The following is a 14891-nucleotide window of genomic DNA, read 5'->3' as shown; positions in this document are numbered from 1 at the left end:
AGATAAATGATGAAAATATGGACTGTATTGGCTCTTATCCTCCCATTAGCCGCCTGTACCAGCCTGACGACCGAACCGGAGCGGGAAACGGTGGCGGAATATGATCTGACCGATCTCGACCGGGATGGTGTCATTACCGCCCGGGACAACTGCCTGGATTCGGTCACGAATTCGGAGGTGGATAACGGTGGCTGTGGGGGCAGTGAATATGAAGCGTTACAGCAGGATATCATTATCCTGTTTGCCCACGACCGCTCGGAGATCACGCCCAAATACCGGGGTGAAATCAACCAGATGGCGACCTTCATGAAGCAGAATCCCGACCTCAAGCTGTTGCTGGAAGGGCATGCAAGCAAGGTGGGTACCGAGGAATATAACCTGGCCCTGTCCAAGCGTCGGGCAGAAGCGGCACGGCGTGCCCTGATGAAAGCCGGGGTTGAAGGCAATCACCTGGAGATCATCGGTTATGGTGAGAGCAAACCCTTGCTGATGGGTGAAGACGAGCAAGCTGCCGCCGCCAATCGACGGGTGGTGGGCGCACTGACCAGCATGAAAGAGGAAGCCAGAATGCGCTGGAACGTCTACAGCGTTGAAAACTCCGACAACTAATGAGCCGATTTTTCCATCGGCTTTGTGGGCTGGCGGTGCTGAGCATGGTGCTCGGCGCACCAGCCCAGTCGTTACTGAATGAAGACGAAAATATGGTCGAGGCGGTACACCGGTTTTATGGTGACAAGGCCGCGAGCCGTCTTCGTGGCTGGCGACAGCTGGTACGTGAAGGACAGGCATCAGACTGGAGCGACAGAGAAACCCTGTCTCGGGTCAACATCTTCTTTAATCGTCTGCGTTTTATCGACGATATCAAATTGTGGGGCAAGAACGACTACTGGGCGACGCCGCTGGAATTTCTGGGGGCGGGCGGCGGCGATTGTGAAGATTTCAGCGTCGCCAAGTATTTCACGTTGCGGGAGCTGGGCATCGAGGATGACAAGCTGCGGCTGGTGTATGTCAAGGCATTGGAACTGAACCAGTTTCATATGGTGGTTGCCTATTATCCGACGGCGTCGGCGGTGCCTTTGATCCTGGATAATCTCGACGGCACCATTCGGCGGGCAACGGAACGCGGCGATCTTGCACCTATTTACAGTTTCAACGGTCAACACCTGTGGCTGATGCGTGAACGGGGTCAGGGCGAGCTGGCCGGCCGGGCATCACGTCTGTCTCTGTGGAACGATTTACGTGGCCGGGTCGATGTGAAGCGACTGCAGCGGCCCAGCATGAATTTGGATGGTTAACTATGACACTATACCGGCAACTTCTGGTGACCATGCTGTTGCTTTTTTTCCTGTTGTTCATGACGGCCTATTCGGTGCAGTTCGGCTCAACCCGCAGTTATCTGGCTCAGCAGCAGGAAACCACGGTGATCAATACCGCCACCTCGCTGGGGCTGGCGCTGGCTCCCTATCTGGAAACCGGCGATACCCTGGGCGCCGAGTCGGTGATCAATGCGGTATTCGATGGCGGTTTTTATCGCAAGGTACAACTCGACTTACTGGCGACCGGGCAGCAAATTTCCCGCGAGCATCTGGCACCGCCTCTCGGTGTACCAGACTGGTTCGTTAATCTCGGACTCTTTGAAGGTGAGAAGCATGAAGCCGTGCTTACTTCCGGATGGTTACAGTTGGGCCAATTGCATGTTGAGGGGCATCCCGGGCAGGCTTATTACCAACTCTGGCAGGGCATGAGCCGGTTGGCGACCTGGTTTCTGGTCTGCTTTGTGCTGGTATGGGGATTGCTGATACTGGCATTGCGCTATCTGCTCAAGCCGTTGCACGATATTGAAGTTCAGGCTCGGGAAATTGAACAGCACCACTTCGGCAAGGCGATTCCGCTGCCGAATACCCGCGAGCTCCGGGAACTGGTCTCGGCCATCAACAAGATGTCCGGCAAGCTCGAGGTTCAGTTCAAGGAGCAGGCCGATGAAGCGGAGCGACTGCGCAATAAAGCCTTTCTCGATGAAACCTCGGGTCTGGGAAACCGGGCCTATTTTGTGTCACGGAGCCAGTCCTGGCTCAGCGATGGTGCCGGTGGCGCCGTTTTGCTGATAGCGGTCGATATGCTGGAGCAGCTCTATCGGGATGAAGGCTTTGATGCCCGGGATCAGATGGTGAAAGCCATTGCCGATCATCTGCATCGGCTTTGTCGGCGCTTCGGTGAATATGCCCTGGCGCGTATTTCCGCTTACGAGTATGCCCTGCTGGTGCCGGAGTCCGATGCCGAGCGGCTTTCACTGCTGGGCGACGAAATTAATCGCCTGATTGCCGATCTGGTGATTAACCCGGTGAATGGCCGGGATATTTCGGTGGTGGGAGGGGTATTGGTTCAGTCCGGTGACGATATCGGTCTCTTGCTGACCAGTGCCGATAATGCATTGAACAAGGCGCGGATGAGCGAAACCGGTGCCGTGGTGATTGAATACCAGCAGGAAGCGAACAGGATAGGTCGCTTGGCCAGGAAAAAGATACTGGAAGAGGCACTGGCAGCAGACGGCTTCGAGTTGAGCAGCCAGGCGGTGCTGGATTTCAAGGGGCAGCGGTATCATGAAGAGTTGTATATCGGCATTCGCCACGACGGCATCAGCTACAGTGCCGGCCAATTTCTGCCGGTGGCAGAGCAGTTCAATATGGGGGAGCGCCTGGATCTGCACATAGTGCAGCGGGCGTTACGGCTGCTGGCAGAACGGCCGGAACTGCGGCTGGCGGTGAACCTTACCGCACACAGTTGCCACCAGGCCGGATTCTGGCAGGAACTCGGTCTGCTACTAGACCGACATGTCGGCGTGTGCTCCCGGCTGTTCCTGGACGTGCCGGAAAGTGCCTTTGCCTTTGGCAGGCAAGTAGTAACGGTACCTCTGTCCTCGCTGAATGTGGCCTGGGGTATCGATCATTTCGGCCGACATTTCGATTTGTTGACCCGGATGGGAGGGCTGGCTCCTCACTACGTCAAGCTGGATCATGGCTACACCAGCCAGGTTGCACAGCCGGGTTATGATGATGCCTTTCTCGCGGCGGTATGCCGCGCTGCGCACAACATGGGGGCCATGACCATCGCCACCCGAGTGGAAACGGACAGGCAGGTGGATATTCTCAAAACGCTGCATGTGGATGCCTACCAGGGCTTTGTCAGTCCACCGACAAGACTCGATTAATCGTTCTACTTTTTCGATGTAACAGGTAGCTGCCCTTCGGCTAGCTGCCTATATATTGAGCATGATCTAAGTGGTTTTCGGCCCTAGCCTTAAGGTAATAAAGGCGAATGGGGATAAAAGACATGGAAACCACTCGAATCGATAGCGCCGTTAAAATCGTCAGCCTGCAAGGGAAAGCCTTCATTATCGGCCAGGATGGCACCGTAGAACCCGTCAATGCGGGCCAGGTGTTGTTGCCCGGCACCCTGCTGCTGACCGATAGCGACTCCCGAATGGTCTACGGCGACGCCCCGCCGGCAGATACATCACCCGCCCCGGTCGATGACGTGGCCATGGCGGATACCGAAGTTATTCAGGCGGCCATTCTGGCCGGCCTGGATCCGACCCAACTGTTTGGTGCCCCCGCCGCCGGTAATGTGACACCGGTTGCCACACCTGGCGGCGCCAGCGGCAGCGGTAATGCCGGTTTCGTGGTGGTAGACCGAGTGGGCGATTCGGTTAGCCCCGAGGCGGGATTTGATACCGCTTTTGCGCCCGAATCCTTTGCCTCACAGCAACGGGTGCTGCCGGAGATAGAAGACGCTGATTCGATTCCCGTATTAACGGTGGTGATAGATCCTCCTCCCTCGCCGCCGGGTGGCGGTAATGGTGGTGACGGTGGAGACGGTGGAGACGGTGGCGGTAATGGCGGTAATGGTGATGGCGGCGGTGGCGATAATGGTGGTGGCAATACATTTGCCTATGTAGAAGAAAGTGCCTTGCCCGATGGCACCAACTCGGGCAGCGATAACGAATGTGCGACCGGCCGTTTTGATATCGATACCGGTAATGACGCCCTGGCTAAACTCGAGATCAGATTGGCCAATGGCGACTGGGTTGATGTCACCGGGGGAGGGCTGATTGAAGGCCAGTACGGCACCCTTGAAGTCACCCTGATCGATGGTGTTTATCAGTGGCGCTATGAGTTGAGCGGCGCGGCCGATCACCCCGGCATCGATAAAACAGGTGCAGAGGATGTGCTCAAGGAAAACTTCGAGGTGCGGGCCACCGACGATGACGGCGACCAGGCCAGCGCCGGACTGACCATAGATGTGCGCGATGATGGCCCCATCGCCGAAAACGACAGCTTCAGCGTGACCGAGAGCGGACTGGACAGTTACAACCTGATGCTGGTCATCGATACTTCCGGCAGTATGCAGGGCGACAAGCTTGCCCTGGCCAAGGCGGCGCTGATTAACCTGATCAACAGTTATGAGGGCATCGCGGCCGAGTTGAGGATCAGCGTCATTGATTTTGGTGGCTCGGTAAAAGGCACCGAAAAAGACATGACGCCCGCACAGGCCATCGCCTATATCAACACCCTGACGGCAGGCGGTTTTACCAGCTATGCCGCGCCCCTGAATGAAGCTGAGGGTATTCTGACCGATCAGCTCGCTGACAACGCGGACGAGATACACAAGGTGTATTTCATTTCCGACGGCGAGCCCAACCGAGGCGATGCGCCCGAGGGCTGGCAGGGCTTTGTCGATGGCAATGACATCGACGTGATTGCCGTTGGCGTAGGTATCGAAGGGGCGAATGCGGTGGCCGAGCTGGATAAAGTCGGCAACGGCGGCGATGACACCCTGGTGATCGATAGCGCCGGCGAGCTGGATGCGGCCTTGCAGGGAACGGTGCCGACACCGACGCAACTGTCCGGCAATGTGCTGAGCAATGATGTGGGGGGAACGGATGCTGGTGGAGCCGATGGCATGTACGGCGTGGTATCGGTGTCCATTCATGTTTCTGCTGACAATATCGGTGATTATCAAAATCTGGATGGCGTTACCATCGAGGAACTGGGCGATGGTGCCTATCTGGTGACCTATGTGGTGCCAGTGTCGGGGACGGTCACCATTACTACCGAGAGCGGCAGCACTCTGACCATAGGGCGCGATGGTCAGTTTGATTACAGCGGTCCGGCCGATGTGGATCAAGATACTACCGAATCCTTTGTCTACACAGTGAAAGACCAGGATGGCGATACCAGCAGCGCCACGCTGAATATTACCGTGGAGGATAATGGACAGACCCCGCCGTCTGATGGTAGTGGAGGCAATGGTAGCGGAGGCAATGACGGTGGAGATAATGGCAACGGTTCACACCCGGGTTGCCCGCCCATCAGTTACTGGATTGATCACATCAGCCTGCCTCATGTTGCCGCCTCTTTTGCGGGGCTCTGGGGCCATGCCCTTGCGGCGGCGGGTCTGCTCGTCGATCAGGGGGATATCGACTCCGGTATCAACCTGTCGTGGCAGAATGCTCCCGATGACATAGTGTGGGTCAGAGAAGATATGTTCGATGGTGAAGATTACCTGGGTGAGCGGCTGACGGCCTATATCGACAACAAGCTGGACAAGGTCGATAACCCGGAGTTTTTCGTTCTGGAAGTGAAGGCGGACGGCAGTTACGAGTTCGATCTGCAGCATCTCGATCCCATATCCTCAGCCTCTTTTCTGGGGGGAAAGAATCTGGAGTTCGAACTGACCACCATGGATTGTTCGGGACAAAAGGTTATCCACCCCTTTGACATCAATGTCGATAGCGCAACCCAGCATCTGGTCGGCTCGGCCTTTGCCGACCCCCTGCAGGCATTGGCAGGTGCCAAGCTGCATATTCTGGGGCTTGAGGGAGACGACAAACTGATGGGTGGCGACGATATCGATGTGCTGGCAGGCGGTCATGGTCATGACGAGCTGAATGGTCTTCTGGGCAACAATATTCTGACCGGCGGTAGCGGAATCGATACCTTCATATTTACCGAGGCCGATCCCAACTCGGTCAATGTCATCACCGATTTCACCCTGGAGGACAGGCTGGATTTGAGTGCCTTGCTGACGGATATCGATACCGCCGATCTGTCCGACTGTCTGAATTTCAAGGCAGACCACGGCGATACCCTGCTGCAGGTATCTCCCGAAGCGGGCCATGAATGGCAGCAAATCCGTTTTGAAAACGCCGATTTGCTGGAGCTGTACGGGGCGGCCAACAGTACGGATCTCATCAACGCCATGCTGGAACAGCAGACTCTGGTAGTAGATAGCTGATACAGGGAGGAGCCCGCCTTTTTTGACAGACACAGAGGTTAACATGGCCAAGGTGACCACGGTTCTACTGCAGGGGGTCAGTTATCGCTGGGATGGGCAAGACATCCTGGTGGATGATGGCATCAGCATACCCTGGCCACTCGGCGGCCATACACTGGAGCAGGTTGAACTCTTCGATGGTGAAGGCGAGTCGGTGGCGGCATTTACCATCGACTTCGAGGGGCAGAGCTGGTGCTTGTCCGGGCCCGGTGCGCCGGGTGACATTATCCTCCTGGATGACATGGGCGTTTCTTTGGCGGTGTATCCACTCGGAATGGAAGCAGACGTGCCGTTGTCAACGAATATCCCGACATTACCAGAGCCGGCCGGGACGATGGCTGCCGACGAGTTGGTGGTGCTGGATCTGGACGACATTCTTTACGAAAGCGAGCTGCCGGAGCCGGTACTGGTCGCGACTGTCGTTGACACAGCGCACCTCGACGGTGAGCTGATCGACGATGTAGTCAACTGGCTGGCGGTGTATAGTCATCATGATTAAAACGGTTGGCTCCATTCGGGGAGACCTTGGTGCTTGCTTATCATGAGGCTTATTATGCGTATCTCTCCACAGGGCTGCCTGTCGTTGTTGCCACTGCTGTTCAGCTCTGCCACCTTTGCCATCGCGGTTCCCGACCATCCTCACCTGGTCACTCAGGGGCGGTCGGAAATACGGGTGGCTCCCGACATGGCGACCCTGTCGGTGGCGGTGACCGCACTCAGGCCGGAAAGTCGGCTGGCGAAAGAGGAAGTGGATACCAAGGTGGCGGCGCTGTTCAGCAGCCTGGCGAGCCTCGGGATCGGCAAGCAGGACATCGACAGCGGTAATGTGATCACCCGTCCCGATTATACCTATTCGAAAAACGGCGAGGGCCCCAAGCTGGTTGGTTATCAGGCCGAGCGTCAGATCGGGGTGCGACTGTATGATCTTGATTTGTTGAGCCAGACCCTGAACAAGATACTGGAGCAGGGTATTCAGACTATTCGGCAGGTCAGTTATGACCGACGTGATGCGGACGAATTACGCCGTGAGGCTCGTCTGGCGGCGGTCACCCATGCCAGGGAGCTGGCCGAAGAATTAGTGCAGGGATTCGGCCGCAAGCTGGGCGATGTCTATGCCATCGAGTATCAGCCCCAGGAACCGACAGCGCCCCCCCGGCATTTTGGCATGATGAACAAGATGGCTTCGGAAGAAGCCCAGGATGCCAGCTATGTGCAGAATGAAATCCAGTTTAGCGACCGGGTGCAGGTGGTCTTCAATCTGGATTGAACGGTATCGGGGAGGCGAATGGAATTGCCGCCTGCATGGTGAGACGGTTAAAAAAAAATTTATAACTTCAAAAAACGTGGCTTTGATTGCAAAAGTTCCATAAAGCCGATGTTTTTGGTACTTTATGTTGATGTTAACGCAGCAGTCATAAAGGACCAGGTAATGGCTAATCACTCTTTAGATAAAGAAAAAATTAAAATTTTACTACTGGAAGGAGTACACCCGGGCACCGTTGAATCTTTCAAAAGTGCAGGTTACAGCAACATCGACTACCTGAAGACCTCTCTGGCGGAAGATGAACTGAAAGAACGCATTAAAGACGTTCATTTCGTTGGTTTGCGCTCGCGTACCCAATTGACCGAAGCGGTACTGGACGCCGCCGACAAGCTGGTGGCCATCGGCTGTTTCTGCATCGGAACCAATCAGGTCGATTTGAATGCCGCCGAAATTCGCGGCATCCCGGTATTCAACGCCCCCTTCTCCAATACCCGCAGTGTGGCCGAACTGGTACTGGGTGAACTGCTGCTGTTGCTGCGTGGCATTCCCGAGCGCAATGCGAAAGCCCATCGCGGCGAATGGCAGAAAACCGCCAACCATTCCTTTGAAGCGCGTGGCAAGCGTCTGGGTATCATCGGTTATGGTCACATCGGTACCCAGCTTGGTATTATCGCCGAAGGTATCGGCATGCAGGTGTTCTATTACGATGTCGAAAGCAAGCTGTCTCTGGGTAACGCCACTCAGGTAACCAGCCTGCAGGAGCTGCTGAACATGTCCGACGTGGTCTCGCTGCATGTGCCGGAAACCGCGCAGACCAGGAATATGCTGGGTGCCGAAGAGCTGGCGATGATGAAGCCGGGCGCCATCCTGATCAACGCCTCTCGCGGAACCGTCGTGGAGATAGATGCCCTGGCAGCAGCCCTTGCCAGCAAGCACATTGCCGGAGCCGCCATCGATGTATTCCCGGTTGAGCCCAAGTCCAACGACGAAGAGTTTGTGTCACCCCTGCGGGAATTCGATAACGTGATCCTGACCCCCCATATCGGTGGCTCCACCCAGGAAGCGCAGGAAAACATCGGTTATGAAGTGGCCGGCAAGCTTATCAAGTATTCCGACAACGGCTCCACCCTGTCGGCGGTCAACTTTCCCGAGGTGTCCCTGCCCCAACATGTCGGCACCAGCCGTCTGCTGCATATTCATCACAACAAGCCGGGGATCCTAAGCCAGATAGTGCAGGCCTTTTCAGCCGACGATATCAACATCGCCGCCCAGTATCTGCAGACCTCGGCCAAGATTGGTTATGTGGTCATCGAAGTGGAAACGGCACAAAGCGATCAGGCGCTGGAGAAGCTGAAATCCATAGACGGCACCATTCGTGCCCGAATTTTGCACTGATTTCAGCATTCGTCATAAAAAAGGGGCCTGGGCCCCTTTTTTATAATGTCTGCGGATGGATATCGAGTTCGTCCACAAAACGTTCCACGCTTATCTCGGCCTGTTTCATCTCGTCAAAGCTGGCAATATGGTAGACAGCATCCCCTTCGTTCACCAAGGGCATGGTCAGACATCCAATCACTATGCCTCCCTTGGGGGCGATCACTTCACAGAGCTCCGTCCCCAGCGGCGCAGTAATGGTCCCGAGGCACTCCCCCTTGCTCACCCTATCACCCAGTCGGGCCCTGAGATGCAAAAGACCGTCTTGCTCGGCGCGGATCCAGGCGCTGGATTTGGCGATCATCGGGTTCATCCGCGCTTTAGTCACAGTGGGCTTCAGCATGCCGAGGGTGCGCATCACGTTCAGCACGCCACGGGTACCGGCCTTGATGGCCACCGGGTCGAAGCGCAGGGCTTCGCCGGCCTCATACAGGATCACCGGAATGTCGCGGCTTTCTGCCACCGCCCGCAGCGAACCATCGCGAATGCTGGAGTCCAGGATCACCGGCGCACCAAAGCTTTCGGACATGTGGCGGGTGATGTCGCAGTCCAGCTGGGCCCGGATCTGGGGCAGGTTGGCGCGGTGGATGGCGCCGGTGTGCAGATCGATGATGTGCGAGCACTTGTTGACGATTTCATCGACGAAAAAATGCGCCACCCGCGAGCCGAGCGAGCCTTTTTCCGAGCCCGGAAAACAGCGATTCAGATCCCGTCGGTCCGGCAGATAGCGGGATTTGTGGATAAAACCGAACACATTCACCACGGGCACCGCGATCAGGGTGCCCTTCAGCCGAGCCGGATTGACCCGGCGCAATACCTGATTGACGATTTCGATGCCGTTGAGTTCGTCACCATGAATGGCGGCGCAGATCAACAGCACCGGGCCGGCCTGCTTGCCGTGCACCACTTCCAGCGGTACCGTCAGCGGAGACTGGGTATAAAGCTGGGCCAGCGCCAGCTGCAGTACCTTGCGCTGGCCCGGGGCAATTTCCTCTCCGGCGAGTTGAAAAGGGACCACCATCAGCCTCGTTCCCGGGTCTTGGTCTTTTTATGGGCGTGCTTCTCGATGTACTGGATCATCAGATCTGCTACATCCTTACCGGTTGCCACCTCGATGCCCTGCAGGCCCGGCGAGGAGTTGACCTCCATCACCAGCGGGCCACGCCTGGAGCGCAGCAGGTCAACCCCGGCCACGCTAAGACCCATGGCCCGGGCCGATGCGATGGCAGTCTTGCGTTCTTCCGGAGTGATCCGCACCAGCTGAGCATCCCCCCCCCGGTGCAGGTTGGAGCGAAACTCGCCTTCCTTGGCCTGCCGTTTCATGGCGGCGATCACCTTGTCACCCAGCACGAAGCAGCGAATATCGGCGCCGCCGGCCTCTTCGATAAATTCCTGCACCATTATGTTGGCCTTGAGGCCCATAAAGGCTTCCAGCACGCTTTCGGCGGCCTTGCGGGTTTCCGCCAGTACCACCCCTATGCCCTGGGTGCCTTCCAGCAGCTTGATGACCAGGGGGGCGCCACCCACCATGTCGATCAGATCGGGCACATCATCCGGCTTGCAGGCGAAGCCGGTCACCGGCATGCCGACGCCCTGGCCCGACAGCAACTGCAGCGAGCGCAACTTGTCGCGGGAGCGGCTGATGGCAGCCGAATGGTTCAGCGAGTAGCCGTTCATCATCTCGAACTGGCGCAACACGGCGGTGCCGTAGAAGGTCACGCTGGCACCGATACGCGGAATAATCGCATCGAAGTGCTCGAGCTCCTCACCGTAATAGTGGATAGACGGCTTGTTGGCATTGATGTTCATGTAGCACTTGAGGGCATCGATGATGCGCACCTCATGGCCCCGGGCCTCGGCGGCTTCGCGCAGGCGGCGGGTGGAATACAGGGATACATTGCGTGAAAGAATGGCAATTTTCATGTCTGTGGCACGGCTCTCTATCCGTTGGTGTTCAGGGGAGACAATTCAGGCCCTCTATCTACGCTATCCAACGGCATTGCGCCAACAAGAAATACCGGGGCTGAAGCCAAAAATATTCGAATATGACCTTAACGTAGCAGTATTGGCCTGTTTTTACGCCAATAATGGCCGGGTTTGGACGCTTTTTGAGCATGAGCTTCCTTTGTGGCTCTGTCTGTGTCTAAATGGATCCGAGTTGGTGAACTTTGCACCGACGACTTCCATCGTTAAGGAGGAATGATGTCTTACCGTCTGACTTCGTCTTTTACCGATACGCTGACCCTGGGTCAGAAATCCTATCTTTATTACTGTCTGCAAAAACTTCCTCAGGGTCAGGAACTGGCTCGACTGCCCAAATCGTTGAAAGTATTGACCGAAAACCTGCTGCGCAACCTGGATAACGACACCGTGACCCAGGAGGATATCGCCGCCATGGCCGACTGGCTGACGCGCGGGGCGTCTGATCGGGAAATTGCCTTTCGCCCGGTGCGGGTGCTGATGCAGGACTTTACCGGGGTGCCGGCGGTGGTGGATCTGGCCGCCATGCGCGATGCGGTGCGGCGACTGGGCGGCCAGGCCGAACAGGTGAACCCGCTGTCGGCGGTGGATCTGGTCATCGACCACTCCGTGATGGTGGATGCCTTTGCCAGCGAGCAGGCCTTTGCCACCAACGTGGACATGGAAATGGCCCGTAACGGCGAGCGTTATGCCTTCTTGCGCTGGGGCCAGCAAACCTTCGATAACTTTAGGGTGGTGCCGCCCGGCACCGGCATCTGTCACCAGGTCAACCTGGAATATCTGGGCCAGACGGTCTGGCAACAGCAGCAGGACGGTACCACCATTGTCTGCCCGGATACCCTGGTGGGGACCGACTCCCATACCACCATGATCAATGCCCTGGGGATCCTCGGTTGGGGCGTGGGCGGCATAGAGGCCGAGGCGGCCATGCTGGGCCAGCCGGTATCGATGCTGATCCCCGAGGTGGTGGGCTTCAAGCTCTCCGGCAAGTTGCGTGAAGGTATTACCGCCACCGATCTGGTACTGACGGTGGTGCAGATGCTGCGCAACAAAGGCGTGGTCGGCAAGTTCGTGGAATTCTACGGTGACGGTCTGGCGACCTTGCCGCTGGCCGACCGCGCCACCATCGCCAATATGGCGCCGGAATACGGTGCCACCTGTGGTTTCTTCCCGGTGGACGAAGAAACCCTGCGCTACCTGACGCTGACCGGTCGCAGTGAGGAACAGGTGGAACTGGTTGAAGCCTATTGCAAGGCACAGGGTTTATGGCGACATGCCGGCGACGAGCCGATGTTTACCGATACTCTCAGCCTGGACATGAGCGAGGTGGAAGCCTGCCTGGCCGGGCCCAAGCGGCCGCAAGACAGGGTCACGCTGTCGCAGGTGCCCGAGGTATTCGGCCAGAGCTGTGAACTCCGGGTCGATCAGGATCAGAAAGACTGCCTGGAAGGCGAGGGCGGGCAAACGGCGGTGGCGGCCAGACAGTCGCTGGAGGCCGAATTTTCGTTGAATGGCACCCGTCACAAGCTGACAGACGGCGCAGTGGTCATTGCCGCCATTACCTCCTGTACCAATACCTCCAACCCGAGTGTGCTGATGGCCGCCGGGCTGCTGGCCCGGGCGGCGGTCGAGAAGGGCCTGAACCGGGCACCCTGGGTAAAAAGCTCGCTGGCACCGGGCTCCAAGGTGGTGACCGACTACCTTGAAAAAGCCGGTCTGATGACCTACCTGGAACAGCTGGGCTTCTATCTGGTCGGCTATGGCTGCACCACCTGTATCGGTAACTCGGGCCCCTTGGCCGACCCCATCGAACAGGCCATTAAAGATCATGATATGACGGTGGCGGCCGTATTGTCGGGTAACCGCAACTTCGAGGGGCGTATTCACCCCTTCGTGAAGTCCAACTGGCTGGCCTCGCCGCCGCTGGTGGTGGCTTACGCCCTGGCCGGCAGCATGAATGTCGACCTGACCCGGGATCCGCTCGGTACCGGTAAAGACGGCAAGCCGGTTTATCTGAAAGATATCTGGCCTTCACAGCAGGCGATAGCCGAGGCGGTGGAACTGGTCAACAGAGAGATGTTCCACAAGGAATACGCCGCGGTATTCGATGGCGATGCGCGCTGGCAGGCCATCGAAGTGGAAGACAGCAGCACCTTCCACTGGCAGCCGGACTCCAGCTACATTCAGCATCCGCCGTTTTTCCAGACCATGGCCAAAGATCCTGAGCCGGTGGCAGACATTGCCGAGGCCCGGTTGCTGGCCATTTTGGGAGATTCGGTCACCACCGACCATATTTCCCCGGCCGGCAGTATCAAGGCCGACAGTCCGGCAGGAAAGTACCTGCAGTCGCTGGGTGTGGAGCGCAAGGATTTCAACTCCTATGGTTCCCGTCGGGGGAATCACGAGGTGATGATGCGCGGCACCTTTGCCAATATCCGCATTCGCAACCGCATGCTGGAAGAGGTGGAGGGTGGCGAAACCCGGCACTATCCCAGTGGCGAGCAGATGTCGATTTACGACGCCGCCATGCGTTATCAGGAAGAAAAAGTGCCGCTGGTGGTGGTGGCCGGCAAGGAATACGGCACCGGCTCCAGCCGTGACTGGGCGGCCAAGGGCACCCTGTTGCTGGGGGTGCGCGCCGTGATTGCCGAGTCCTACGAGCGTATTCACAGATCCAACCTGATTGGCATGGGAGTGGTGCCGCTGGAGTTCATCGGCGACAGCGCCGCCAGCCTTGGGCTGAAAGGCGAGGAGCTGATCAGTATCAAGGGACTGAATGATCTGACGCCCGGCAAGGAGCTGACGGTGAAGATAGTCGATGCCGACGGCAAGGTGCAACAGATCAAGGTGCGCTGTCGTATCGATACCGGTAACGAGCTGACCTATTACCGGCACGGCGGCATACTGCACTATGTGATCCGGCGCATGCTGGCGTAACCTGTGCCCGAATGGGCTGCCGTCCGGGCACAGGGTAAGCGCCCGGACGGCAATCGTTGTGTTTTTTCATGTATATGGATAGGGTGTGAGCCAGCGCAAGACGGTTCCTTTCGTAACCGTGATATCTCTGGATAGCAAGCCTTGAGGACTCATCCACACATGAAACATCTCTTCCTGTTGCTCGGCATACTGGGGATAAGCCCGCCGCTGGCGGCCGATGACATTCGAGTGGCGGTGGCCACCAACTTCATCGAGGTGATGGAGCAGCTGGGTGACATATTTACCGAGCAAAGCGGGCACAGAGTGCTGATGTCTTCCGGTGCCACCGGCAAGTTCTATGCGCAGATCAAGAGCGGAGCACCTTATGACATTTTTCTGGCGGCGGACGAACTGCGTCCGACCCTGCTGGAGGAGGAAGGGGTGGCCATCGCCGACAGTCGTTTCACCTATGCACTGGGCAAGCTGGTGTTGTGGAGCCCCGACGCCGAGGCTATCGATGAGGATTTACAGGTACTGAAACAGCAGGATTTCCGTTTTCTGTCTATCGCCAACCCCAGAACCGCGCCTTATGGCCGCGCCGCGCAGCAGGTGCTGGAAAAACTGGGCCATTGGGAGGCGATGCAACCCAGGGTGGTCCGGGGCGAAAACATCGGCCAGGCCTATCAGTATGTTTACAGCCGGAACGCCCGGCTGGGGCTGGTGGCCAAATCCCAGGTGTTCAAAGACGGCGTTTTTGCCGACGGCTCCTACTGGCAGGTGCCTGAGGACTGGTACGATCCCATAGTACAGCAGGCGGTATTGCTGAAAGAAGGCGCCGCCGCCCGGGGCTTGCTGGAGTATCTTCGCTCGCCCGAGGCCGCCGCAGTGATTGCGTCTTACGGCTATGGCGTGATGGCAGACCGATAACCCTTGCGGATTTCCCCCACTGACGAAAGGAAACAGG

At 57.5% G+C, this 14891-nt stretch carries 11 protein-coding genes; 9 read left to right on the top strand and 2 right to left on the bottom strand.

Features of this window, described 5'->3' with window-relative positions; translation table 11 throughout:
* Nucleotides 1-6: 6 nt before the first annotated feature.
* The 7 genes from HNR62_RS03350 (at nucleotide 7) to serA (ending at nucleotide 8992) form a co-directional block, all read left to right on the top strand.
* Nucleotides 7-609, top strand: a complete 603-nt coding sequence (locus HNR62_RS03350) for an OmpA family protein (protein WP_239552564.1) — start codon at nucleotides 7-9, stop codon at nucleotides 607-609.
* Nucleotides 609-1295 carry a transglutaminase-like cysteine peptidase gene (locus tag HNR62_RS03345; protein ID WP_204794680.1) on the top strand — a complete coding sequence of 229 codons (687 nt, stop codon included), beginning with the start codon at nucleotides 609-611 and terminating at the stop codon, nucleotides 1293-1295. Before HNR62_RS03350 ends, HNR62_RS03345 begins: the two co-directional genes overlap by 1 nt.
* A 2-nt stretch (nucleotides 1296-1297) precedes the next feature.
* On the top strand, nucleotides 1298-3208 hold the full coding sequence (locus HNR62_RS03340) for a bifunctional diguanylate cyclase/phosphodiesterase (RefSeq protein ID WP_204794679.1): 1911 nt from the start codon (nucleotides 1298-1300) through the stop codon (nucleotides 3206-3208).
* 122 nt (nucleotides 3209-3330) lie between these two features.
* On the top strand, nucleotides 3331-6294 hold the full coding sequence (locus HNR62_RS03335; protein ID WP_204794678.1) for a retention module-containing protein: 2964 nt from the start codon (nucleotides 3331-3333) through the stop codon (nucleotides 6292-6294).
* Nucleotides 6295-6316: 22 nt separating this feature from the next.
* Nucleotides 6317-6832: a hypothetical protein gene (locus HNR62_RS03330; protein ID WP_239552563.1), complete on the top strand. Its 516-nt coding sequence runs from the start codon at nucleotides 6317-6319 to the stop codon at nucleotides 6830-6832.
* A 54-nt stretch (nucleotides 6833-6886) separates the two neighbouring features.
* Entirely contained in the window at nucleotides 6887-7600 is a 714-nt protein-coding gene (locus HNR62_RS03325; RefSeq protein ID WP_204794677.1) for an SIMPL domain-containing protein, read from the top strand.
* A 162-nt stretch (nucleotides 7601-7762) separates the two neighbouring features.
* Nucleotides 7763-8992 carry a phosphoglycerate dehydrogenase gene (gene serA / locus HNR62_RS03320; protein ID WP_204794676.1) on the top strand — a complete coding sequence of 410 codons (1230 nt, stop codon included), beginning with the start codon at nucleotides 7763-7765 and terminating at the stop codon, nucleotides 8990-8992.
* Between the two features lie 40 nt (nucleotides 8993-9032).
* Here serA and HNR62_RS03315 read toward each other — a convergent pair whose 3' ends face one another.
* The gene (locus HNR62_RS03315) at nucleotides 9033-10052 is read right to left on the bottom strand and encodes a succinylglutamate desuccinylase/aspartoacylase family protein (protein WP_204794675.1); all 1020 of its coding nucleotides are present in this window, start codon (nucleotides 10050-10052) and stop codon (nucleotides 9033-9035) included.
* Nucleotides 10052-10954, bottom strand: coding sequence for a 30S ribosomal protein S6--L-glutamate ligase (gene rimK / locus HNR62_RS03310; protein ID WP_204794674.1), 903 nt, complete (start codon nucleotides 10952-10954; stop codon nucleotides 10052-10054). Before rimK ends, HNR62_RS03315 begins: the two co-directional genes overlap by 1 nt.
* A 279-nt stretch (nucleotides 10955-11233) precedes the next feature.
* On the opposite strand from rimK, the gene acnA reads away from it, so the two are divergent.
* Complete coding sequence (gene acnA / locus HNR62_RS03305) at nucleotides 11234-13948, top strand: aconitate hydratase AcnA (RefSeq protein WP_204794673.1); 2715 nt, start codon at nucleotides 11234-11236, stop codon at nucleotides 13946-13948.
* A 159-nt stretch (nucleotides 13949-14107) separates the two neighbouring features.
* Nucleotides 14108-14854, top strand: coding sequence for a molybdate ABC transporter substrate-binding protein (modA, locus tag HNR62_RS03300; RefSeq protein WP_204794672.1), 747 nt, complete (start codon nucleotides 14108-14110; stop codon nucleotides 14852-14854).
* Nucleotides 14855-14891: the final 37 nt, after the last annotated feature.

The organism is Oceanisphaera litoralis, assembly GCF_016907015.1.
Lineage (GTDB): Bacteria > Pseudomonadota > Gammaproteobacteria > Enterobacterales > Aeromonadaceae > Oceanimonas > Oceanimonas litoralis.
Note: the sequence above shows the minus strand (reverse complement) of the source record. Positions and strands in the feature narration are given on the sequence as shown.